Origin of the sequence: Paenibacillus sp. L3-i20 (assembly GCF_022180385.2) — a bacterium.
Lineage (GTDB): Bacteria > Bacillota > Bacilli > Paenibacillales > Paenibacillaceae > Pristimantibacillus.
Genome location: NZ_BQME02000002.1, coordinates 965694 through 990145, shown reverse-complemented (window position 1 = coordinate 990145; position 24452 = coordinate 965694). Strand labels below are relative to the sequence as shown.

24 protein-coding genes are annotated in these 24452 nt (G+C 40.9%); 21 read left to right on the top strand and 3 right to left on the bottom strand.

Features of this window, described 5'->3' with window-relative positions:
- Positions 1-77: 77 nt before the first annotated feature.
- Entirely contained in the window at positions 78-1994 is a 1917-nt protein-coding gene (gene thrS / locus MFF31_RS17885; RefSeq protein ID WP_238189694.1) for a threonine--tRNA ligase, read from the top strand.
- Between the two features lie 38 nt (positions 1995-2032).
- On the opposite strand, the gene MFF31_RS17880 is transcribed toward thrS, so the two are convergent.
- Entirely contained in the window at positions 2033-2743 is a 711-nt protein-coding gene (locus tag MFF31_RS17880) for a TioE family transcriptional regulator (protein WP_238189692.1), read from the bottom strand.
- Positions 2744-3001: 258 nt separating this feature from the next.
- Here MFF31_RS17880 and MFF31_RS17875 point away from each other — a divergent pair, with 258 nt between their 5' ends.
- Entirely contained in the window at positions 3002-3625 is a 624-nt protein-coding gene (locus tag MFF31_RS17875) for an FMN-dependent NADH-azoreductase (RefSeq protein WP_238189691.1), read from the top strand.
- A 116-nt stretch (positions 3626-3741) separates the two neighbouring features.
- On the opposite strand, the gene MFF31_RS17870 is transcribed toward MFF31_RS17875, so the two are convergent.
- Positions 3742-4179, bottom strand: a complete 438-nt coding sequence (locus MFF31_RS17870; RefSeq protein WP_238189690.1) for a GNAT family N-acetyltransferase — start codon at positions 4177-4179, stop codon at positions 3742-3744.
- A 76-nt stretch (positions 4180-4255) separates the two neighbouring features.
- Entirely contained in the window at positions 4256-4711 is a 456-nt protein-coding gene (locus tag MFF31_RS17865) for an NUDIX hydrolase (protein WP_238189688.1), read from the bottom strand.
- Positions 4712-5463: 752 nt separating this feature from the next.
- On the opposite strand from MFF31_RS17865, the gene MFF31_RS17860 reads away from it, so the two are divergent.
- The 19 genes from MFF31_RS17860 to MFF31_RS17770 all read left to right on the top strand — a co-directional run bounded on the left by MFF31_RS17860 (position 5464) and on the right by MFF31_RS17770 (position 24440).
- Complete coding sequence (locus MFF31_RS17860) at positions 5464-6810, top strand: lytic polysaccharide monooxygenase (protein WP_238189686.1); 1347 nt, start codon at positions 5464-5466, stop codon at positions 6808-6810.
- 581 nt (positions 6811-7391) lie between these two features.
- On the top strand, positions 7392-8279 hold the full coding sequence (locus MFF31_RS17855) for a hypothetical protein (RefSeq protein WP_238189684.1): 888 nt from the start codon (positions 7392-7394) through the stop codon (positions 8277-8279).
- 294 nt (positions 8280-8573) lie between these two features.
- On the top strand, positions 8574-9467 hold the full coding sequence (locus MFF31_RS17850; protein ID WP_238189682.1) for a LysR family transcriptional regulator: 894 nt from the start codon (positions 8574-8576) through the stop codon (positions 9465-9467).
- Positions 9468-9614: 147 nt separating this feature from the next.
- Positions 9615-10433, top strand: a complete 819-nt coding sequence (locus MFF31_RS17845) for a transporter substrate-binding domain-containing protein (protein WP_238189680.1) — start codon at positions 9615-9617, stop codon at positions 10431-10433.
- 50 nt (positions 10434-10483) lie between these two features.
- On the top strand, positions 10484-11269 hold the full coding sequence (locus MFF31_RS17840; protein WP_238189678.1) for an amino acid ABC transporter permease: 786 nt from the start codon (positions 10484-10486) through the stop codon (positions 11267-11269).
- Positions 11266-11976: an amino acid ABC transporter permease gene (locus MFF31_RS17835; protein WP_238189676.1), complete on the top strand. Its 711-nt coding sequence runs from the start codon at positions 11266-11268 to the stop codon at positions 11974-11976. Before MFF31_RS17840 ends, MFF31_RS17835 begins: the two co-directional genes overlap by 4 nt.
- The gene (locus MFF31_RS17830) at positions 11973-12725 is read left to right on the top strand and encodes an amino acid ABC transporter ATP-binding protein (protein ID WP_238189674.1); all 753 of its coding nucleotides are present in this window, start codon (positions 11973-11975) and stop codon (positions 12723-12725) included. The genes MFF31_RS17835 and MFF31_RS17830 overlap by 4 nt, the downstream gene beginning before the upstream one ends.
- Positions 12726-12744: 19 nt before the next feature.
- Entirely contained in the window at positions 12745-13749 is a 1005-nt protein-coding gene (locus MFF31_RS17825) for an LLM class flavin-dependent oxidoreductase (protein WP_238189672.1), read from the top strand.
- Positions 13750-13782: 33 nt separating this feature from the next.
- Positions 13783-14970, top strand: coding sequence for an amidohydrolase (locus MFF31_RS17820; protein ID WP_238189671.1), 1188 nt, complete (start codon positions 13783-13785; stop codon positions 14968-14970).
- Positions 14967-15473 carry a DinB family protein gene (locus MFF31_RS17815; RefSeq protein ID WP_238189670.1) on the top strand — a complete coding sequence of 169 codons (507 nt, stop codon included), beginning with the start codon at positions 14967-14969 and terminating at the stop codon, positions 15471-15473. The genes MFF31_RS17820 and MFF31_RS17815 overlap by 4 nt, the downstream gene beginning before the upstream one ends.
- 23 nt (positions 15474-15496) lie before the next feature.
- Positions 15497-16036 (top strand): GNAT family N-acetyltransferase, encoded by a 540-nt coding sequence (locus MFF31_RS17810; protein WP_238189669.1) that lies wholly within the window; start codon positions 15497-15499, stop codon positions 16034-16036.
- A gap of 34 nt (positions 16037-16070) precedes the next feature.
- The gene (locus MFF31_RS17805; RefSeq protein WP_238189668.1) at positions 16071-17399 is read left to right on the top strand and encodes an LLM class flavin-dependent oxidoreductase; all 1329 of its coding nucleotides are present in this window, start codon (positions 16071-16073) and stop codon (positions 17397-17399) included.
- Between the two features lie 254 nt (positions 17400-17653).
- Complete coding sequence (locus MFF31_RS17800) at positions 17654-18664, top strand: ABC transporter ATP-binding protein (RefSeq protein WP_238189667.1); 1011 nt, start codon at positions 17654-17656, stop codon at positions 18662-18664.
- Positions 18661-19662 carry an ABC transporter ATP-binding protein gene (locus MFF31_RS17795; protein WP_238189666.1) on the top strand — a complete coding sequence of 334 codons (1002 nt, stop codon included), beginning with the start codon at positions 18661-18663 and terminating at the stop codon, positions 19660-19662. Before MFF31_RS17800 ends, MFF31_RS17795 begins: the two co-directional genes overlap by 4 nt.
- A gap of 28 nt (positions 19663-19690) precedes the next feature.
- Positions 19691-20641, top strand: a complete 951-nt coding sequence (locus tag MFF31_RS17790) for an ABC transporter permease (protein ID WP_238189665.1) — start codon at positions 19691-19693, stop codon at positions 20639-20641.
- A 15-nt stretch (positions 20642-20656) separates the two neighbouring features.
- Positions 20657-21580, top strand: a complete 924-nt coding sequence (gene opp4C / locus MFF31_RS17785) for an oligopeptide ABC transporter permease (protein ID WP_238189664.1) — start codon at positions 20657-20659, stop codon at positions 21578-21580.
- A gap of 53 nt (positions 21581-21633) precedes the next feature.
- On the top strand, positions 21634-23298 hold the full coding sequence (locus tag MFF31_RS17780) for an ABC transporter substrate-binding protein (RefSeq protein ID WP_238189662.1): 1665 nt from the start codon (positions 21634-21636) through the stop codon (positions 23296-23298).
- A 62-nt stretch (positions 23299-23360) separates the two neighbouring features.
- Positions 23361-23534: a lysine biosynthesis protein LysW gene (locus tag MFF31_RS17775; protein ID WP_238189660.1), complete on the top strand. Its 174-nt coding sequence runs from the start codon at positions 23361-23363 to the stop codon at positions 23532-23534.
- 9 nt (positions 23535-23543) lie between these two features.
- Positions 23544-24440, top strand: a complete 897-nt coding sequence (locus MFF31_RS17770; RefSeq protein WP_238189658.1) for a RimK family alpha-L-glutamate ligase — start codon at positions 23544-23546, stop codon at positions 24438-24440.
- Positions 24441-24452: the final 12 nt, after the last annotated feature.

Genomic DNA, 24452 nt, shown 5'->3' with positions numbered 1-24452 from the left:
CGTCCCTTTGCGGGATGCGTGCTTTTTTTGTGCGCATTTCCCTAGACTTGATCTCAAAAATCAGGAAGGTGAAGGAAATGGTTATTAGAGTTACATTACCAGATGGCGCAGTAAAAGAGGTTGAAGCAGGCATTACAATTGAAGAACTGGCAGGGGCAATGTCTACTAATCTTAGGAAAAACACTATCGCCGGTAAGCTGAACGGAACAGTAGTAGACAGCAATACACCCATCCTTGCTCATTCAACATTAGAAATGATAACAATCGATAGTGGGGATGGATTAGAGGTGTACCGCCATAGTACAGCACATCTGTTGGTGCAGGCACTTAAACGTATTTATGGCAATAATGTTGTGAAGCTCGGAATCGGGCCTGTCATTACAGACGGCTTTTATTACGACATTGATATTGAGCAGCCGTTGACACAAGGCGATCTAACAAAGATTGAGAAAGAAATGTTGGTTATAGTTAAGGAGAACTTGCCGATTCGTCGGCGTGAAGTTAACAGAGAAGAGGCACTTGCGTTGTTTGGGATAAGCGGAGAACATTTGAAGGTGGAGCTAATTGAAAACCTGCCGATGGATGCCATTATCTCAATTTACGAACAAGGTGAGTTTTCGGACCTTTGCAGAGGTCCACATCTTCCTTCAACTGGGCGAATAAAAGCATTTAAACTACTTAGTACAGCAGGAGCTTACTGGAGAGGTGACTCCAATAACAAAATGCTTCAGCGCATTTATGGAACAGCATTTCCGAAGCAAGCACAATTGGATGAACATCTATTCCTTCTTGAAGAGGCTAAGAAACGTGATCATCGAAAGTTAGGCAAAGAGCTGCAGCTGTTTATGTTCTCAGAGGAAGCTCCAGGGATGCCGTTTTATTTGCATAATGGGATGGTGCTTCGCAACCAGCTTGAAAGTTTCTCAAGACAATTTCAACAGCGAAATAGTTATTCGGAAGTACGGACACCTCTAATGATGAATCAACGCATGTGGGAACAGTCCGGTCACTGGGAGCACTACAAAGATAATATGTACTTCACAGATGTTGATGATACAAAGTATGCGCTTAAACCGATGAACTGTCCTGGCCATATGATTATTTATAAAAATCAGCTTCACTCTTATAAGGAACTACCGATTCGTCTTGCAGAATTTGGACAGGTTCATCGACATGAAGCTTCAGGAGCACTTAATGGGATGTCTCGTGTACGGACATTTTGTCAAGATGATGCACATATCTTTGTCCGCCCGGATCAGATTGAAAGTGAAATAAGCTCCGTGATTTCTCAAATAAGCGATATGTACAAGGTGTTTGGCTTCAGTTACACGATTGAGCTGTCTACAAGACCAGATGATTATATGGGATCAGAACAACTATGGGGCGAAGCTGAGTCAGCTTTGCAACGTGTTTTAGAAAGTTTAGCAATTCCGTATCGAATTAATGAAGGCGATGGAGCTTTTTATGGACCAAAAATTGACTTTCACATTCAAGACGCACTTAAACGGAGCTGGCAATGTGGGACGATACAACTCGACTTTCAAATGCCAGAAAAGTTCGAGCTTTCATATATTGGTGAGGACAATCAAAGGCATAGGCCGGTCGTCATTCATCGTGCAGTTTATGGCTCCATGGAGAGGTTTATAGGAATATTGACGGAGCACTATAGCGGTCATTTCCCACTATGGCTATCACCACTTCAAGTGAAAATATTACCTGTGTCAGATATTGATTTAAGCTATGCATTAGAAGTGAAACAATCGCTTAGCGAGCACGGAATAAGGGTAGAGGTGGACGCTCGTTACGAGAAACTAGGATTTAAGATTCGTGAAGCACAGCTTACGAAAGTTCCATATATGATCGTTTTAGGCGAAAACGAGAGGACGAATGAGCTGATCTCCGTGCGTAAGCGTGGTGAAGGTGACATTGGTTCGAGAACTGTAGAATCGTTTATTGAGCAATTGCTTGAGGAGATTCAGCAAAAAAATAGCTAACGGATTAAACGCAACATGAGGCTGACTCCTGTGCAGCCTCATGTTTTAATAAGACCAACAGCTTTACATAACTCCACTAATTGATGAGCACCATAAAACTGTTCGCGATTGCGCTCATGAATGCTAGCTAGAGCTTGTACAGTTACTTCCTTTGCTTTATCCAAGTTTTGATGCTCCAAAGCATGTACAATTTCTTTCATGTTTTCTAAGAAATAAACGGTTCTTCGCAAAGTGTTAATGAGTAGAATTTGTCTGACATGAGTTGGAGTAAACACTCTGTATCCGTTGTCCGGATCACGCAGAGGAGTAAGAAGGCCTTCTTTCTCCCAATGACGAATTGCTGACGTTTGAACTTTAGTAAAAGCGGCAACTTCACCAATAGACATATGAGTTTTAGTTTTTTTATGAACTGTGAGCTGCAATGTCGGTTGTTGGAGTAATGATAACGTTTGATCAGCAACCGTTTTCTCTTGCTCAAGAAGTGCTTGTTGTTTCTTCACTAACCAAAAAGCCGCATCCATATCAGACTTTTGAACATAACGGAGTACTTCACACGTAATGCCAATTCCGTAACCAGATGCCATTTTGCGAAGACAGCGGAAGTAAGCAACATGTATTTCTGTATATAGCCGGTACCCATTGGCAGCCCGTTCAGGAATAGGAATGACACCCCACGACTCATAGTGACGCAGAGCACTTGTACTAATACCAAGCTCACGAGCGATCTCAATTGGTTTGTAATAACGCATAAATGATCCACCTCCATTGAAAGTAGATTCCTAATATACTAAATAAAATTAATGTAAGCAATGTTAGTTATTAAATCACCTTAAAATATTCCACTTGAATTTTCTAATAAATATCCCTATAATGTGCTTTAGACAGTTGCATATTTTTTTGGGGATTATTGTGCTTTCAACAGGCACATTAAAACGTAATTTACAATCCATCCCAATATCGCAACCGAATGCAACATACAAAAGAGGAATTAAGGGAGAGATTAATGCATGGCTAACGTACTGTTTATTAAAGTAAATGATCGTCCCGCTGATCAAGCGGTAAGTGTACAAATGTATGAAAAATTTCTAAATACGTATAAGGAAACTCATGAATCAGATTCCATCACTGAACTTGACCTATTCAATGTTGAGCTTCCTTACTACGGAAATGATACGATAACTGGTCTATTTAAATTAGCTCAAGGTTTCCCATTGACAGAAGTAGAGCAGAAGGCAGCAGATATTGCTAATCGTTATATGGATCAATTTCAAGCAGCAGATAAAGTTGTTATTGCGTTCCCACTTTGGAACTTCGCTGCTCCTGCACCACTGACAACTTATTTATCTTACATTGCACAGGCTGGCAAAGCGTTTAAATACACTGCGGAAGGTCCAGTAGGTCTTTTAGGCGACAAAAAAGTAGTATTGCTAAATGCACGTGGCGGAGTATACTCCGTGGAGCCAATGTCTGCATTTGAATCAGCAATTAGACCAATAAAAGCAGCACTTGGCCTATTTGGAATCAATGCTGAAGAGGTTGTTATTGAAGGTCATAATCAATTTAAAGACCAATCCGGTGATATTATTGCAAAAGGATTAGCAGAAACTGCTGCAATCGCTACTAATTTTTAATTGAAGCTTGAAAGAGATGACTTTTGTGTCATCTCTTTTTTATATTGAAGTGATCTACTAATCATTAACGATGAACAGATCACTTCATTTCATTTATCAAACACATTAAATAATTATCACAACGGTAAACTCATCGTTATATTTCTTTTTGAAAAACCTAATTTTTCGTAGAGTTGGATAGCTTGGTTTTCTACAAAAACAGCTAGACGAACTTCCAAATATCCTTCTATTTTCAACTGCTCAATGGCATGATTCATCAACTTTCTAGATATTCCCTTTCCCCTAAACTCTTCAATAACATAAAGCTCATAAATAAATCCAATTACGTTATCGGTAAATTGGTCTGTACTTGCTCCTATTAGAACCCATCCCAATAATTTTGAATCTTCTGTTGCAATTAAATAGTTGCAGCCCTTTTCTAGTAGCGGTTCAACAAGTTGTTTCATTTTCTCCTCAGTAGGTTTTACTCTGCCCATTGTTCCTTCAAACATAGCTTGTGGAGATAGCGCTAATAATACCTTAAGCTCCAATAGGTTCGGTATTCTGATTTCCATGTTATGATAACCGTCCTCTCATGAAGTTAAATGTGCTTGTTTCAACATTGCGTCAAATTTATATATGTAAGTAATGTTATACTCTCAATTGTACATTATAGATTTGAAGAGGAAGAAAAACTTCATTGGATAAATTGTTTATTATTTCTTTTAGTGCTTGGTGATCTCTAAACTCAGTTTCATCAAGGTTCAAAAGCTCTGATAAAGTGAACCATTTACCTTCAATTATTCCTTCTTCAAGCATCAAAGTACCACCTGTAATTTGGGCAATGAAATGGAATAAAATTATATGGTTGCCTAAGCTGCTAATAAAATTGTATACACCAGTAGTACTTGTAAGCTTAACGTCATATCCCGTTTCTTCTTTAACTTCTCTGCTAGCAGCTGCTTGAATATCTTCTCCAATTTCAATTCGCCCCGAAGGGAAATTCCATTTATGATGTGCCACTACCTTTTCTTCTTTAATCATCAACACTTTATCATCTTTCATTATTGATACACTAACTACGAGTACAATTCCATTTTGCAACATGTAATCCTCCTTAGTTATACAAAAACAATTACTGTAACCAATAATAGATCATATGTTCTTATTTTTCAAGCATAATTGGCAATGAAGGAGATCTTTTCTAACTACTATATGTAAACGGCTCGATCTATACCAGATACGCCCCCAGTAACGATTGCTGTTTTCATACAATTACCTCCCAAAATGCGAATTGAGAAAATGGTTCAAGCATATTCACTGAGTTATATCTAAATTTTTACATATTAACACAGTCTGTCAAAGGTGCATTGATGTCGGAATAATGTCGGAACAGCTACAAAGTTGTGACTAGTTCTTTTGGTGCAAAGTGACAAAAAACTTATGTAGTTAATCGCATTAATGAATGAAGGAATAAGTCATATAGTGCTTTCGTATGTCATTTTTTCCTGATCCATGACGTATTGCTTACTTTTTAATTTTTTTTATTCGATCTAAAGGAGGAGCATCTTTTTTGAAAACAGTGCCAAGAAGTTTATTGCTCATTTTTCCAATTATGGATAAGATATTAATGCAAATGTATTTCATATATTTGTTTTTGTAACCGCTTTCTAAAAGTGGAGTGTTCGTTCGCTTTTCGAAAGCGGAACAGCATGATTTCCATACGACCTTTCATGAGGAAGGAGGAAACAATTACATACATAACAATAGGTAATAGACGTTTAATATAAACGTCGAAAAGGTAGAACGATAGAAAGAGGTTAACCACATTAATTAAACCGAAAATGGAGGAATGAATAATGTCGACAGTACGTTTTTCCCAACCGGGACGTGCCAAAATGCTCATAGCGGGCAGCGTAATACTAGCACTAGTAGTTTCTATGTTTTTTATCGTTTCACAAAAAGCTTCTGCTCACGGATTTGTTAACAATCCATCAAGCCGCGGAGCTCTCTGTGAAAGCGGAGTTAATCTTAACTGCGGATCGATCCAATATGAACCGTATAGTTTAGAAGGCTTAAAGGGCTTTCCGAATGCTGGACCTCCAGATGGAAAAATTGCTAGTGCAAATGTTGGACAATTTTCAATTATGGATCAACAATCAGCTACACGATGGTCTAAAGTAAACATCAGTGCAGGTACAAACACGTTTAACTGGAATATTAAAGTTCCGCATGCAACAGCTAGCTGGAAATACTATATTACGAAACAAAACTGGGATCCGAATGCACCACTTTCGCGTGCATCATTTGATCTTACTCCATTCTGTAACGTAGCGTACTCAGGTACGCCGGGCACTTCATATTCAGATACATGTAACGTGCCGAGCCGTACAGGATACCAAATTATTCTTGCAGTTTGGGAAGTATCCAATACGCTTAATGCATTCTATAATGTAATCGATGTTAACTTTGGCGGAACTGTAGACAATGTTGCTCCAACTGCTCCTGCTAGTCTAGCAGCTTCCGGCATTTCGGCAACAGGTGCATCCCTTGCTTGGAACGCATCAACAGATAATGTTGGTGTGACTGGCTACAGAATCTTTAACGGCGCAACTCAAATCGGCTCAACAACAGGAGCAACTTCGTTTAATTTAAGCGGTCTGACAGCAAATACTGCTTATTCCATTTCAGTAAAAGCAGTTGATCAAGCAGGCAACGTTTCTTCATCAAGTAATATAGCAAACTTTACTACCCTTAACTCAAGCGGACCAGATGTTATTGCCCCAACTGCGCCGACGACTCTTCACGTAATGGGAACTTCTACAGCTACGACAGTGCCTTTAATGTGGAGTGCTTCGACAGATAATATTGGAGTAACAGGATACCGTATTTTCCGTGGCACTACGTTAGTAGCAACTGTTTCAGGAACAACTCTTCAATATTCAGTAACGGGTCTTACTGCAAATACTGCTTATGCTTTCTCCGTAAGAGCAATTGATGCAGCAGGTAATGTATCTGGTTCAAGCAATGTCCTTAACGTTACGACTCCATCTGCTTCAACAACATATCCGGCTTGGAGCGCATCTGTTGCGTATACAACTGGAAATAAAGTAACTTATAACGGCGTAAACTATGAAGCAAAATGGTGGACGCAAGGTGAAACACCAGGTACAGCAAATGCAACGGTTTGGAAAGTAATTCCTTAGATTCTTCACAAATTGAATGCCACTAGTCGAGCAATCCTACGGGAGCAGCTCGCTTAGTGGCTTTTTTCATTTATACATAAGTTATTCGCATAAAAATACAAATATTGACTGTATCGGAATCGAAGATTAAACTATTTTTAGAGGTGAAGAGGGATGAAAAGTAAAATGATATGCCCTAATTGTCAGAAAAAGCTTTCAATGAAACGTATTTACTTCACTCTGAAGGGTTATTATTCATGTAATCATTGTGAGGCAAAGAGTGTTGCAACTATAAAAAGTCGTATTTTGACATCAATCTTAATCATACTGCCTCCAGCTGCTAATGCAATATTAATAATGTTTGATTTTTTAGGGTTATTCCTATCAACAGAGGGGATCATTATTGTTAGTTGCTATTACGCTTTAAGTATTTTTTTCCTCCCTTGGTTTATATCTTTAAAGAGCACTAATAAATCTTGAATATAGAGTCTCTTGAACAACAGAAGTTTTCCCTCCTTTTAATTACATATTGATCGTAAAAACTCTTGTCACAATGGTGCAAGAACATATATATAAGAGTATAGCTTTAGGAGGATAAACAAGTGCACATTAAACGCCTTACACTACTAGCAATGATCATCGTTTTGTCCACTTCATTAATCAGCTGTAAAGATGCTACTACGCAGAACACAAAAGAGATCTCAGAGGTCAAGGAAGCTACCACTATTACAGATGAAAAACCAAAAGGTAAAGCAATTATTGCAGAGCAACGCCATGATTCAAATACAACAAACGATGATGCTCCAATATTGACTAATGCGAAGAAAAAAAAGCTAAATGAAGAAATAGTGAGAATAAAGGAAAGTCTTAAGTTTGGACAATACACACAATATCTAAGTCCAACAAGTGAACAAAAACATATCATTACTAGAACGGAAGGTATGTTTCATGATCCTGCTTCTTTAAAAAATAAAATAAGTGATATAAATCTACCAACACAAATCATGGAGGGTTCATTTGATTCCGCATTTCTATTCATAAAAGACTTTGAAAAAGATATTAGCAAAAATATAGAGGTCGGCAAAGTATATAGCCTAGACCACATTAAGACAAAAGATATTGCTTCACTTCATTTATATTACCTTAATAAAGAAGGAATAGGTCTGCAATTGATGATCCATCCTGTGCCACCAGATGAGGATGGAATTAAATTACTGCGCGGTTCAGAATTAGCTACACTCGAGGAACAACGGTACAATGATCAAACATACTATGTGAGGTATTTTGAAGAGATTGGAGTATTTACAGCAAGTTTTATTATTTCAATTGATGGAATCTATTACATTATAGAAACGGCAGAAATCGAAAAAGTTGACGGCAATAGTGAAAATCCTTATATCGTTATTTCCAAAATAAACGAAAAAGATAAACTATTTAAATTAACGGAAACGTTGCCGCTTGACCAAATTATTTCTGAAATAGGACTATAAATCGTTTAAGGAGGGAGCGCTCAGACGCTCCTTTTCCATTTCCATTTATTATTCTAGTATGCCAATGAACAGATCCCAGTAGCAGATGATTTTACAATTGGGTTTTAATTAGGAAATCGCCCATTGACAGATTTTAACTGGTAATGGTAACATGATCAAATAAATACAAGTAAAGTAGTAGGAATTGTTGGTAATTAAATAAAATCGTCTACCAGACAACTGGAGACTTCTCATTCATTGTTTTTTGAATGCAGAAGTCTCCTTTTTGCTTTCTAAACGATAAGGGGGATTACGATGAATTTAGAAAACATCGAGGCATTCGTATATATTATCCATTACGGCAGCTTCAACAAAGCAGCAGAAGTGTTGTATTTGTCCCAGCCGTCTGTTACAGCTAGAATTCAATCGCTGGAGCGAGAGCTTAATTGCAAGCTCTTTAACCGCCTTGGCAAAGGGGTTCAGATTACGGAAGAGGGGAAACGATTTCTACCCTATGCACAACAAATGCTCATGACTTATCAAAAGGGCAAGCTTCACATCAATCAGAAAAAATCTCTGCCTGATGAGTTGCGTATCGGCGGGACTGTTTCGGTTTCAAACTATACACTACCAGATATACTGCCGCAGTTGAAACAAAAGTTTCCAAATACTCACTTTAAACTTATAACAGGTACTACGGACGAAATTTTAAATAAAGTTGTAAATAAAGAGGTTGATATTGGATTTGTCCGAAATGTTAATCATCCAAATTTGCAATCCATTGCCTTTTACGAAGATCCAATTCAGCTCTACGTATATGAAGGACATCCTTTTCTTGCACAAAGTCATGTAACGATTGAGGAGATAGCAGCATGGCCGCTTGTTTTCTTTGAGTGCGGCGCATTAGATTGGCTTCGAGTTCATCGCATATTCGGAAACTTGGATCAACAGCCTAATATACAATTTTTAACGGATAACTCGGAAACAGCCAAAAAGTTAGTTATTCAGAAGGTTGGCATCAGCTTTCTTCCTAGCTTAAGTGTTAAAGAGGAGACTCAAGCGGGGAAGCTTATACCGATCCATTTGTCCGAAGCAGCTGGTATAGCTTTAAAAACAAATATCGTTTCTTGTCACGGTAAACATCTCTTAGTTGTTGATTCCATTCTAGATATGGGTAAAGAACTTACTTTCCGCAAAGCAGTCATATAGAAAAAAGACATCGTCGTATAGAAACTCCCTATTATCGGATGGATTGACCGCATTCTTAACCGAATGCTAAAGTTATCACGACAATAATTCTTACTTATCACGTAGGAATTATAAGAATAAAAACATAGAAAACGGGAGTGAGCAAAAATGAAAAAAACGACACTACTTGCATTATCGTTAATACTGGCGGTAATTATTGCAGGCTGCGGTAACAACGGGGGAGCAAAACCAGCAAGCGGCGGTAAATCAGACGGAGAAACAAAAAAGATCATCGTCGGGACAGGAAATGATTTTACTCAAGTTGCTTTTCTTGACGATAAAGGGCACTTAACTGGTTACGATGTTGAGCTGGTCCGTGAGATCGACAAACGTCTTACACAATATGAATTCGAATTTCAAACATTGGACTTCTCCAACATTCTTTTAAGTCTTGAATCGAAAAAGATCGATCTAGCAGCTCATCTATTCGAAAAAAATCCTGAACGAGAGCTAAAGTTTTCTTTTAACAAAGAACCTTATGCTTACTGGCGCAACAAAATAATCGTCGCTGCAGATAACAACGAGTCGATCCAATCTCTGGATGATTTGAAAGGAAAAAAAGTGCTTATTGGTCCAACAAGCGCTCAAGCTACTCTTCTCGAAAATTATAATAAGGCGAACAATAATGCTATTGAAATTGTGTACCAGCAAAATGATGCAAACGATGAAGTGCTTCAAATCACATCCGGACGTGCATATGCGACTCTTGGAGCAGATTTCCTTCTAGCCGTCACAGATCCTCAAGGTAAGCTCAAAACAGTAGGCAAACCACTTAATGAAGGAAATATTTTGTATGTATTCCGCAAAGATGATCCAGAATCTCAAAAGTTATCAGATGCTGTAGACCAAGCGATTAAAGAACTAAAAGCAGATGGAACTATCAAAAAACTGAGCACGGAATGGCTTGGAAGTGACTTTTCGAAATAAATATGGCGACTTGATTAGTCGAGAATCTGCCAAAGGAGTGAGAATTAAAGATGGGTCAACAACAGTTTGACATCGCCTATGTATTCGAGTATGTCCTTAAACTGCTTCCTTCCTTAAAGATGACGCTACTCATATTAGGCAGTTCCATCTTACTCGGTGTACTCATTGGGTTTGTTGTCGCACTGCCGCAGCTCTATCGGATTCCGTTCCTTCGGCGAGTCTCGCAAGTTTATGTGTCCTTTTTTAGAGGAACGCCTATACTCATACAATTATTTCTTTTTTACTACGGAGTACCTGAAGTGTTGAAGCTCATTGCCATTGATACTTCCAAAGCACCTGCATTGTTGTTTGTTATTCTAACCTACTCCTTGCACAGCGGCGCATACATTGCAGAATTGATCAGAGGTGCTGTTTCTGCGGTAGATCGTGGGCAAGTAGAAGCTGCATATGCAGTAGGAATGAATGGCTTTCAAGCATTTAGTCGTATCGTGCTTCCACAAGCGCTGGCGATTTCTATTCCAATATTCGCCAATGTGGTCATTGGCAGTCTGAAAGATACTTCACTTGCTTTTACACTCGGAATAATGGAAATGTCGGGAAAAGCAAAAACAATTGCCGCTTTATCGCATCGATTCGTCGAAGTTTATCTTTCACTTGCCATCATCTATTTCGTAGTTAGCTTTATATTGGCAAAGTTATTTATCCGTTTGGAAAAGAGTCTTCTTCGTCATGAATCAGGAGCAGACGTAGCCAAAGTTAAACTGCAGCTTAATCGGAAAATTTTCCGCAAGCTTACGACTTCAGCGAACATCCGCAGCAAGGAGGCCAACTTATGAGACTAGATCCTTCGTTCATATGGACTGCGCTGAAGGAGTTGCTTTCTGTTATCCCAACGACATTGTACATTACATCGATATCCATGGTTTGTGGGCTTGCGATTGGAACGATCATTGCTCTCATTAGAATATACAAAATACCAGTGCTCCGACAGATTGCCACTGCATATGTCAACTTTATCCGGGGAACCCCAATGCTTACTCATTTGCTGCTTATTTATTTCGGACTAATGTTTATCGTTGATAGCTTATCTGTTAAATTTGGCTGGTCATTTAATTCAGTATCGATTCCAATGATCGGATTTGCATATATTTCATTTTCGATAACTGCTGGGGCATATTTGTCAGAGGTTGTGCGAGCAGGATTATTGGCTGTTAATAAAGGACAGCTCGAAGCTGCCTATTCCATAGGTATGACTACCACCCAAGCGATGGGCAGAATCGTGTTTCCTCAAGCATTTGCCATCATTTTGCCCAATCTATCTAACAGTACAATCAGTATGCTTCATGGTTCTACATTGGTGTTCACCGTTTCAGTTGTCGATATAACTGCCAAATCACAAATCATTGCTTCTTCAAACTGGAAGTTCCTTGAAGCCTATATCGCAGCAGCGATTATTTATTGGGGATTAACCATTTTGATTGAAAGAGTAACTGCAGTCATTGAGAAACGAATTAATATTTACAATCGAGGTGGCGTGACATGATCAAGCTGTCGCAAGTCAAAAAGAGCTATGGGCGTCATGAAGTGTTGAAAGGAATTGACCTCACCGTCGAGAAGGGAGAGGTTGTTGCTATATTAGGTCCAAGTGGCTCGGGTAAGACAACTTTACTGCGCTGTATCAATTATTTAGAGCGGCCAAGCGAAGGTGAAATTACGATTGATGAATTATCCGTCAACTTTAAACGCCTCAAAAAATCAGATGTTCATTCGTTACGCAAAAAAACTGCGATGGTGTTCCAACATTATAACTTGTTCCGTCATAAGACGGCATTAGAAAACGTGATGGAAGGACTTGTCATTGTGCAAAAGGTGCCTAAGGAGCAAGCAAAATTACGAAGCATCGAGCTGCTAGAAAAGGTAGGACTTGGTAACAAGCTGGACGCATATCCTAGCCAGCTGTCCGGCGGTCAACAACAGAGAGTAGGCATCGCCCGGGCACTTGCCCTTAATCCTAAAGTCATTTTGTTCGATGAACCAACCTCATCACTTGATCCCGAGTTAGTGGGAGAAGTGTTGTCAGTCATTCGCAAAATAGCGAAGGAAGGAATTACGATGATTATCGTTACCCACGAGATGAGCTTCGCCCAAGATGTAGCTGGTCATGTCATTTTTATGGATGATGGGGTCATCGTAGAAAGCGGCAAGCCGAACGAAATTTTCAACTCACCAAAGGAAGAGAGAACGAAGCAATTTCTGAAACGGTTTACGCCAGATGGCGTTTATTCGATCTAATCATTAGGAGCGGATAACTATGACACTAAAGTTCGGCATTTTGGATCAGAGCATCGTATTTCCTGGTCATTCACCCGCAGCAGCACTTGCAAATACAATTAAGCTAGCACAGCTTGCAGAGTTACTTGGATATGAACGATTTTGGGTTTCGGAGCATCATGACTCAGGTCATCTTGCCGGATCATCCCCAGAAGTTCTTATTGCTTATCTACTTGCGCGCACAAAAAAGATTCGAATAGGCTCTGGCGGTGTAATGCTCCAACATTATTCCCCTTACAAAGTAGCGGAAAATTTCAATGTACTGGCTTCGCTGGCACCCGGCCGAGTTGAACTAGGGATCGGCCGTGCACCTGGCGGCCTGCCTTTATCAACTAAAGCTCTACAGCCGGTAGAAACCGCGAAGCTAGAAGATAAGCTGACAGAGGTTGAGCTTTTCCTTAGAGGACCAGCAGGCGAAGGGCATCCACACGCTGGGCTCAAAGCAAGTCCGATTCCAGAACAACCTGCCGACATCTATTTATTAGGCACAAGTGTTGCAAGTGCAAAGCTTGCAGCTGAAAGAGGCGTTCCTTATGTGTTTGCGTTATTCATCAATAATGATCCAGTAGCAGCGCTTCAAGCGTTCGATACTTATCGTGCGGACTTTAACAGGGAGAATGGTGGTGAGCCGCGAACTATTCTTGCGTTATCGGTTATTGCAGCAGATACAGAAGAAGAGGCGATCGCTTTAGCTGGCGAACTTAAAAGTGTGAGAGTTACGCTTGCCAGCGGCAAAACGGTGAATGTCGGTACTGTCGAGCAGGCGGAGGAATTTGCAAGGCAAGCGGGTGAAACCTACACAGCTGAAGTTCGTGATGCTGACATAACAAAAGGCACGAAGGAAACTACTCGTACGAGAATATTGGAGTACAAAGAAAAATTTGGCGTAGATGAATTTATCTTCACGACAGTAGTGAGTGATTTCGATAAACGTGTACGCTCATTTACTCTTTTGAAGGAAGCTTTCGAGGAGCTTGCTGTCTAAACCAATAAAGTTCGAACAAAAGTAGGAGGAACTATGACTTTAGTTAAAGAGGAAACATTCCAGCAACAATTGGTTGCTATACGCAGACATTTGCATACACATCCAGAGTTGTCTTATGAGGAAGTAGAAACAACAGCATCCATTCGAACTTGGCTAACCGATGCCGAAATTCGCATTGCTAATTACCCGCTTCGCACTGGAGTTGTTGCTGAAGTCGGCGGAATTAATGGTGGCCCGGTTATAGCGATTCGTGCGGATATTGATGCTCTTCCCATTCATGAAGAAACGGGCTTACCATTTGCATCTCGGTTTCCAGGTAAGATGCACGCCTGCGGACATGATTTTCACACCGCAGCTATACTTGGTACGGCTTTTTTATTGAAGGAAAAGGAGAAGGAACTGCTCGGAACGGTAAGATTTATATTCCAGCCCGCTGAGGAAAAAGCAAAGGGAGCACTGCAAATCATCGCTAGTGGAGCGCTCGAAGATGTGGAAGCTATCTTTGGTATGCATAACAAACCAGATTTGCCCGTTGGAACAGTAGGGATTAAAAGTGGTGCAATTATGGCAGCAGCGGATGGCTTTATAGTAGAGGTAGAAGGTCGTGGCAGTCATGCTGCTGTACCCGAAGCAGGTATTGATCCCATCGTCATTTCCGCTCATATTGTAACAGCTCTACAATCTATCGTTAGCCGCAACGTTAGCGCGCTAGAAAGTGCAGTTGTCAGTGTAACTAGATTAAATAGCGGAACAGCTTGGAATGTCATACCTGAGAAAGCTTTGTTCGACGGAACATTACGCACGTTTGATGAAAGAGTACGTAGTAGAGTTCGCCAAAGATTCGAAAAAATCGTCCATAGTGTTGCAGATGCTTTCGAAGCGAAAGCAAAGGTAAGCTGGATTGAAGGACCACATCCAGTTGTTAATGATAGTGAATGGGCTGCTCTTGCTTCACGAACAGCAGAGTCAGTCGGACTAAGAGTTATTGAACCTTTGCCATCACCGGCAGGTGAAGATTTCGCATTTTATTTAAAGAAAACACCAGGTTTATTCGTATTTTTCGGTACAGAAGGAACAAAGGAATGGCATCATCCCGCGTTTGATGTAGATGAGCGGGCTTTGTCGCTCAGTGCCTCATTCTTCGCAGCTTTAGCTTTAGATGCATTAAAACGATTGATTAGCAAGTCCCAACCAATTGCAAAGGCAGGGGATGAACAATGAGTCAATTACCAGTCAGCATAGAGTTATATGTGTATACAACTCAGCAATTGTCACAAGCCATCGAAAATTTAACGGATGTTGAGCTAAAGTGGAAAGCAGCGCCAAACGAATGGAGTGTTACAGAAGTACTTGCTCATCTCGTAGATCATAGCATCATCGTATCGTTCCGAATTAAAGAAATATTGTCTGGGTCGGGGGTGCGTCTTCCTGCATTTAAACAGGATGAATGGGTGACAAGTCAGAAATCGAATGAAGGCAACGCGGAAGATTTGCTTACTACTTTTGAAGCGCTCATTCATTATAATAGTCAACTATTTGGTCGATTGTCTCCAGATGACTGGGAGAAATCATCCATCAATGCCAATGGAGATGTGGTCACACTTTCAGCTTTAATCCATGCTTTCATCGCCCATTTACAAGTTCATTTATTACAAATCGCAAAAATTAGAAACGGAGTAAGCGGATCTTCACATTCGAGTTGTACCTTTAAAGCAACATCCTAATCACTTTAAAGGAAGGGGCGTTAATGATGGCGGGTATCGCAATCAAAGTTCGTGATGCAGAAGAGACAGATCTCGAGCAGATAAAAGATGTACTTCTTAATGCTTATGCCCAATATGAGTTTCTGTATCCGAAGGAAAAGTGGGAGCAATACAAAGATAACATTGAAGCCTCAGTTACTAATCCTAAAGTAAAAGCTCGGATCATTGCTGAGCTTAATGGTGAAATTGTTGGAAGCGTCTTTCTTTATGATTCGTCCGAAGCTGCCTATGGCGTTTCGGAATTAAATATTAACACTCCAATTATGCGTCTTCTCGGAGTTAAGCAAAATGTTCGAGGGCTTGGAGTAGCAACGGAGTTAATCCGCGCAAGTGCCACTTGGTCACTTGATTGGGGATCTGACACACTCCATCTCCATACTACCGATGTTATGGCTTCTGCTATTAAGCTTTATGAGCGATTAGGGTTCGAACGAGCACAAGACAAGGATCTAATCAAGGAAGATGCAGTAGTTTTTAGCTATCGATTACTTTTAAAAAAGACTACATTATTGCATGCGACGTAATCTTTGATGAAAATGTCACTGGAGGAGGTTAACGATGAGTAAACGAAAACAGGTCAAGTTTGGCGTTTTGATTCATGGTGTAGGAGGAAATGTAACGGCATGGCGGCATCCAGAGGTTCCAGTTGATGCGAGTGTCAGCTTACCCTTTTATAAGGAGCAAGCTTTGACGGCAGAAAAAGGGAAATTCGATCTTGTTTTTATTGCCGACGGATTATTTATCAATGAAAAGTCAATTCCGCATTTCTTGAACCGATTCGAGCCCATTACGATATTGTCCGCTCTTGCGGCTGTCACAACAAACATCGGTCTCGTCGGTACGTTGTCTAGCTCCTATAGCGAGCCGTTCACCGTTGCCAGACAATTCGGATCAATTGACAATATTAGCGGAGGACGTGCAGGTTGGAACGTCGTTACATCACCACTTGAAGGATCAGCCAAAAACTTTAGCAAATCTGAGCATCCAACTCATGACGAGCGCTACAAAATTGCGGAAGAACATCTTGATGTTGTGCGCGGTCTTTGGGATTCATGGGAAGATGATGCCTTTGTTCGTAACAAAGAAACGGGTGTGTTTTTTGACCCGAATAAATTACATCGCATTAATCATAAGGGCAAATACTTCTCAGTAGAAGGGCCGCTTAACATCGCTCGCTCAAAACAAGGTCAGCCGGTTGTGTTTCAAGCTGGCTCTTCTGAAAGCGGACGAAACCTTGCCGCAAGAAGTGCTGACGCTGTGTTCACAGGACACGAAAATATCGAAGAAGCAAAGCTCTTCTACAAGGATGTCAAATATCGTGCTGCAGCATTAGGACGATCACGAGATGATATCGTCATTCTCCCTGGTATAAGTCCGATCATCGGAAAAACGCAAGAAGAAGCAGATGCCAAATTTGCAGAGCTTACAAAGCTGATCAGCATCGATATTGCGCTGCAATATCTTGGCCGTTTTTTTGATCACCATGACTTCACACAATACCCGCTTGATGAGCCGTTCCCCGAACTTGGCGATATTGGAAGCAACAGTTTCCGTGGAAATACGGACAAAATTAAGAAGACGGCTAAGGAACAAAATCTTACATTGCGCCAAGTGGCGCTTCATTCTGCCGCACCAAAAAGTCAATTCATCGGTACACCTGAACGTATCGCTAATCTTATTGAGCAGTGGCATGAGGAAGAAGCGGCTGATGGATTTATAATCCATGCACCACTTCCGAGCGCACTTAACGATTTTGTTGAGCTAGTTGTGCCAATTCTACAGGAACGCGGCATTTATCGATCAGAATACGAATCGGATACACTTCGTGGTAATTTAGGACTGCCAGTACCAGCAAACCGATTTACAGCTGTTAATCAGCACAGTTAACGAATAAGTAACTTCAAGTACCTTCTAAAGTCGCTGCTCCTATATCTATCCATTGGAGGATATAAGAAATGCGGCTTTTCTATCATATGGATCAGATATAGCCCAATTTATCTATTATCAAATAGATTTAATCTATTATTCAAATGTCAAAGAGTCATGTATGCTGAAATTAGTTAAATCTTATTAAACAGGTAGGAATTATGAGGGTTTATCATTTTATGAATTACACCCCAATTGAAAGTAGGTGAGGGAGAATGGGGCAACTACTCGAAGTAGATCATGTCCAAATAGCCTTTCGTACTGAAAATGGAGAACTCATTTCCGTTGATGAGGTTAGCTTTGAAGTCGGTGAAGGAGAAACGATTGCGATTGTAGGTGAATCCGGCTGCGGGAAAAGTGTAACTTCTCTATCCATCATGGGTTTGCTAGGAGCCAGCGGTTCCCTCACTCGGGGAGAAATACGTTTTAACGGCTCCACGCTTACGACTAGCTCTGATGAACAACTTCGCAGACTGCGAGGCAGCGAAATCTCGATGATATTTCAAGAGCCGATGACGTCACTCAATCCTGTTATTCCAATCGGCGAGCAGATAGAAGAGTCCGTTCGTCTCCATCTAAACAAATCGCGCAAAGAAGCGAAACCGATTGCTATAGACATGCTGAAAAAGGTAGGCATTCCAAGACCAGAAGCCATTGCAAAGGAATATGCTCATGCATTATCTGGCGGCATGCGCCAACGAGTTATGATCGCTATGGCATTGGCATGTACACCTAAACTGCTAATTGCCGATGAGCCGACAACTGCGTTAGATGTGACGATCCAAGCCCAAATCTTGCAATTGATGAAGCAGCTTCAAGAAGAGAGTGGTGCTGCCATCTTACTAGTTACTCATGATCTTGGTGTAGTCGCAGAAATGGCAGATCAAGTTATCGTCATGTATGCAGGGCAAGTTGTAGAAAGGGCTAATGTTTACGATCTTTTCCGAGCACCAAAACATCCCTATACGCAAGGCTTAATGAGATCAATCCCTCGACTTGATCAGTATAGCAGTGAAAGATTACATGCTATTCCGGGGGCAGTACCATCCATGCAGCAAATGCCCGCTGGATGCCGATTTCACCCACGCTGCTCCTATGCGACAGAACGTTGCAAGCAAGACCAGCCTAAGCTTATATCTGCTGGTGGTGAACATCAGGTGCGTTGCTGGCTTCCTGAAGTATCCGAATCAGCAATTCAAGAACAAGCGCTGGAGGCAATTGTATGACGGTGCTTGAATTAATAGATAAACGATTCACGAAGCAGCCACTTTTACAAGTTGAAGGATTAAAAACATATTACCCCATTCAAAGAGGTGTTTTTTCAAAAGCTGCAGGATTCATCAGGGCAGTTGATGATGTAAATCTCCAATTGTATGAAGGTGAAACTGTCGGTCTAGTAGGTGAATCCGGATGCGGCAAGTCGACTCTTGGTCGTTCCATCGTAAGATTGGAAGAGTCAAACTCTGGTCGTATCTTGTTCCAGAATCAAGACATCACACACTATTCACAGAGACAATTAAAGGCTGTTCGCACACAAATCCAAATGATCTTTCAGGACCCATATGCGTCATTAAACCCCAAAATAAGAATATACGATGCTCTTGCAGAACCGCTGCTCGTTCATAACCTTGTGAAACGAAGTGAAGTACAAAAAGAGGTCGAGCAATTACTTCATTTAGTCGGCCTGCCCCGCACAGCACGTGATCGATATCCACATGAATTTTCAGGTGGGCAACGTCAACGAATCGGTATCGCCAGAGCTATATCATTTCGACCGAAACTAATCGTATGCGATGAACCAGTTTCTGCACTCGACGTGTCCATTCAAGCACAAATTCTCAATTTACTTCAAGATTTGCAGGAAGAACTAAAGCTTACGTATCTATTCATCGCTCATGGCATTGGAGCAGTGAAGCAAATCAGTACTCGAATAGCCGTTATGTATTTAGGTAAAATTGTGGAGCTTGCTCCCACTGAAGAATTGTTCCGCAGGCCGAAGCATCCTTATACGAAACTATTATTACAAGCCTATCCACAACCTGACCCCACACTTCGCAAGTTAAAGAAGCTTGTAATCCAAGGCGATGTCCCTAGTCCAGCTAATCCGCCGCATGGCTGTCGGTTCCACACACGTTGTCCTTATGTTCAGGAACGATGTCAAAAGGAAGAACCTGTCTTAACAACAAACCAGCATGGAGTAGCTTGTCATTATCCACTGACATAAATCTCTTAATAGAAAGGAAGTGGCTTCGATGGGCAATTACATTATACGAAGATTGCTCATTGCCTTTCCTGTCTTTTTGGGCATAACGATACTAAGCTTTCTCATCATGAATATGGCTCCTGGTAATCCAGTAGATATGCTGATCAATCCAAATATCCCAAAAGAAATGTTAGAACTGAAGCGGGAAATGCTTGGTCTAAATGATCCGTTATATGTGCAATATGCCAAATGGCTAGGAGGCATCATAAGAGGGGATCTTGGTTATTCATTCAGCAGCTTCGCACCAGTATCACAATTAATTAGTGAACGCATTGGTCCTACATTACTACTAGCTTCCTCGTCATTATTCGTTGGCATAATAATTGCGATTCCAATCGGAGTAATTAGTGCCGTTAAACAAAATTCGAAGCTGGATTATATGTTGACAGGCTTATCCTTTCTCGGGACTTCAATTCCACCATTTTTTTTGGGACTCGGCTTAATTTACATCGTAGCCATTGGTCTGAAGTGGCTTCCAACTGGTGGGATGTCAACGCTAGGAGGTAGTGGAGGCTCACTGGATATCATTGTCCATATGATTCTCCCAGTCACTGTACTCGGGATCACTATTGCGGGGAAAAAAGTGCGTTATGTGCGAGCCAGTATGCTGGATGTACTTGAGCAAGATTATTTACGTACAGCAAGAGCGAAGGGACTTTCTGAGTTTGTCGTAACGAACAAGCATGCGCTTCGAAATGCATTAATACCCATTATTACTGTTATCGGTGCAGAAATTCCATTGTTGCTTGGCGGCAGTATCATTATTGAGCAGGTGTTTCAATGGCCTGGTATTGGACAATTAACGATGGAAGCTATATTAGCTAGAGATTACCCAATATTAATGGGGTTAAATTTAGTAGCTGCATGCGTCGTTCTATCTACGAATTTATTTTCTGATATTTTATATGCAATGGCCGATCCACGTATCAAATATGGCTGATGAAGGGGCAAGATCATGTCTTCTACAGAGGTTCAATGGAAGAGGAACCAGTTCGTCCCTGAAAATAGAACAGAAGAGGGGCGAGCGTCTAACGAAATCGAGAGTTATGTGAGACAAATTAGACGTAAATTTTTCAAACATAAGCTTGCTGTATGGGGGCTCGTGACGACTTTACTGCTGCTTATTATCGGACTCTTTGCCCCGTGGCTTGTACCATATAGTCCAAATGAAGTGACAAATGCCTTCGGCGCACCACCTTCTTTTGCACATTGGCTAGGTACAGATCAAGTAGGACGGGACGTATTAAGTCGGTTGATTTACGGGACGAGAGTTTCCTTGTTCATTGGATTTACGACTGTCGCAATATATGTGACATTTGGTACATTCGTCGGAATGCTAGCTGGTTATTATGGCAAATGGATCGATATGATTCTGATGCGTCTGACTGATATATTCCTTAGCTTTCCGTATATGATGGTCGTTCTGGTCATTATCAGTATGCTTGGCGCTAACGTCAGTACAATTATGATCGTACTCGCTCTATTCAAATGGCCGACGATTGCGATGTTAGTGAGAGGTAGTCTTCTATCTTTGAAGAGCCTAGATTATGTCCGAGCTGGTATTGCACTTGGGTACAGTACCCCGCGCATTCTGTTACGCCACATATTGCCGAATGCATTAGGTCCTATCATCGTAAACGCAACTTTTGGCATTGCCGGTACCATTCTTAGTGAAGCAGGTCTTAGTTTCTTGGGTATGGGAGTTAAATCTCCACAAGCGAGCTTAGGAAACATGCTGCATGATGCTCAATCACTTACTGTACTGACGGAGCAGCAATGGTTATGGATGCCTGCGGGTCTTATTATTCTTTTAACTGTTCTTGCAATCAACTTTGTTGGAGATGGGCTTCGAGATGCTTTAAATACGAGGCAATCTTAATAAGCCGTTATTTGCTTTTACTTATAGAGAGATGAACTAAGGGAGAGAAACCAATGAAGAATCATATTAGGTTTAAAGCAATTATTTTATCTACGATCGTACTATTACTTCTATCTGCATGCAGTAAAGAGAGCGGTACAAATACGCCAGCAGCAAGTAATGTAGCATCGGAGTCTCCTTCTCCAATTGTTACAAACAGCAAAAATTCTGCCCAAAAAACGCTAACAATCGGGATCGTTAACGCTCCAGTTACTTTAAATCAAATTAATACCCAAGGCAGCTCCGCTTCACTTGCACCAATTAATCTTCTAAATGATTCTCTGCTAGATGTAACGGATACGGCGCAGTTTATACCAAAGCTCGCTGATTCTATTGAAACCAAAGATAAACAAACGTACACAATCAAGCTAAAAGCAGGGGCGAAATGGAACGACGGAACTCCTTTTACGACGGCTGATGTTGCGTTCACTTTAAAGGTTGCACTTCACTCCAAAGTGGAGACTTCATTCCAGCTTAACTTTATTGAGGGAGTGAATGACTTTGGCAAACTTGATGAAGGAGTAACGGAAGTTAAAGGGCTCACTATTATTGATCCAACTACCTTTGAGATCAAGACCAAATCACCAATTGATCCGCTCATCTTTAATGAACGATTTGGCGTGAGAGTTAACTTCTTACCCGAACATATTTTGAAAGATGCTAACATCGAACAGCTTTCTACCAATCCTTACTTTCAGAAACCTGCTGTAACCATAGGTGCTTATAAATATGCGAACTATGAGCAAGGACAGTTTGTCGAGGTAACAAAAAATGAAAATTATTATCTCGTTGTACCGAAAATTGACACGATATTTATTAAAGTTTTACCTGCAGCTAATCTAGTAGCACAACTGCAAACGGGTGAAGTTCAATTAAATTCGTTGCCGGTTGGACTTGTACCGATTACAGATTACGACAAAGTAAACGGATTTGACAATGTAACGGTAACGTCAGCGACAGCATCTGAACCAGCCGAGCTGTTTTTCAACATTGAAAAGCTGCCTGACAATCGGGTTCGTCAAGCAATCGCATATGCATTAAATCGTCAGCTTATTGTGGATCAGTTATTAAAGGGACAGGCTGAAATTATTGACGGTGGTGTACCAAGCTCTCATCCATACTTTAACAAAGATATTAAACCATATGAATACAACCCAGAAAAAGCGAAGGAACTGCTTAAGGAAGCCGGCTGGGACAGTAATCGCAAACTAACCTTTATTATTCCAGTAGGCAATAAGGTACGCGAGCAAGCAGCTGACATTTTGGTGCAAAACCTTGAATCAGTAGGGATCAAAATCGATGTTCAGAAGTTCGATTTCCCAACGCTGATCGATAAAGTCGAGAAGGGCGAACATGATATTACCATCTTCACAAGAGATTACTATATTGAGCCAAGCCTCTATTTTACAACTTACAAAAGTGATGATCCTGAAAGTGTCATTAGGTACAAAAACCCGCTGGTCGATGAGCTCATCAAAAAAGGTGAAGTAGAAATCGATGAGGCTAAGCGACACATCATCTACAACCAATTGCAACAAATTTTACATGATGAAGTTCCGACGTTAGCCGTATATTCAGAGAAACGTTTGCAAGTTGTTTCGAAGAATGTACTAGTTGGTAAGCCGCTTAATATCGGAACATTTAACAACGTCAATCAATGGGATGTAGTCGTTAAGTAAGTTATAAGGGAGATTCTCCATTATAATAAATCGTTTGACCAAATTTCAGGAGGTGTAAGGATATGTCGGATTTAAGTTGCCTTGTATGCAAGTCAGACATTGAAGTGGAAGAGAAAGTGACTACAGGTGAAATTGTAGAATGCGACTCTTGCGGGCAAGAACATGAAGTTCAAGTTGAATCCAATCTTGTCACAATAGCTCTAGCTCCGGAGATAGAAGAAACTTGGGGAGAGTAGGTAGCGAATATGGATAGGAATAGCTCTATCTTATTGTGTGTCACGAAGCTGCGAGAAGAAGAACAACGTATTGTTGAACAGCTGGGCGAACTCGGGATACGTGTACAAGTAAATCTCGATTCAATGGATTTGCCGCTTGGCGTATCTGATGCTGAGTCCCAGGGACTTGCACTTATTCGATGCCTTTCTCAAAAAAATGCGCTTAATCGATCACATCTGTTAGAGCTGGCAGGGCTTGAAACGTTAAATAGCACCAAAGCGATTACAATTTGTACGAACAAAATCCATCAAGCGATCGTATTTGAAAAACATGGTGTTCCTCAGCCCAAATTTAAAATTGCCTTCACCCCCGCAAAGCTATTTGATGCTTTGCGGGCATTCGGAGACATCTGCGTCATTAAACCTGCGACATCATCATGGGGTAGAGGCATCGCTAGAATAACAGGCAAAGAATGTTTGGATGGTTGGATCGCCGCAAGAGAATCCGTAGATCCTTCTCATCAATCATTTCCTGTTCTGGTACAGGAATATGTGGAGAAAGGCGACTATGACATTCGAGTTGTCATCGTAGGCAACAAACCAATTGTCGCATTCCGCCGAGTTTCTGCGGACAACTGGAAAACAAACACGCATCTAGGTGCAGAAATCGAGCCAATCGCAATTAATGAAGAAATTGCTACGATTAGCAGACGGTTAGTGGATGTATTAGGCGAAGGCATTTATGGAGCAGACTTATTTTTTGACTATAAGCAGTTGCGTTATGTTGTTTGCGAAGTGAATCAAAATCCTGAGTTTGCGAAGTCATGGAAAATTCATGGCGTCGATGTAGCTCAGCACATCGCACACTATGTAAAAGATACGTTGGATCAACGCAACAGGGTAAATGTTACGGTTAAATCACAGTAAACAGGGAGGTAA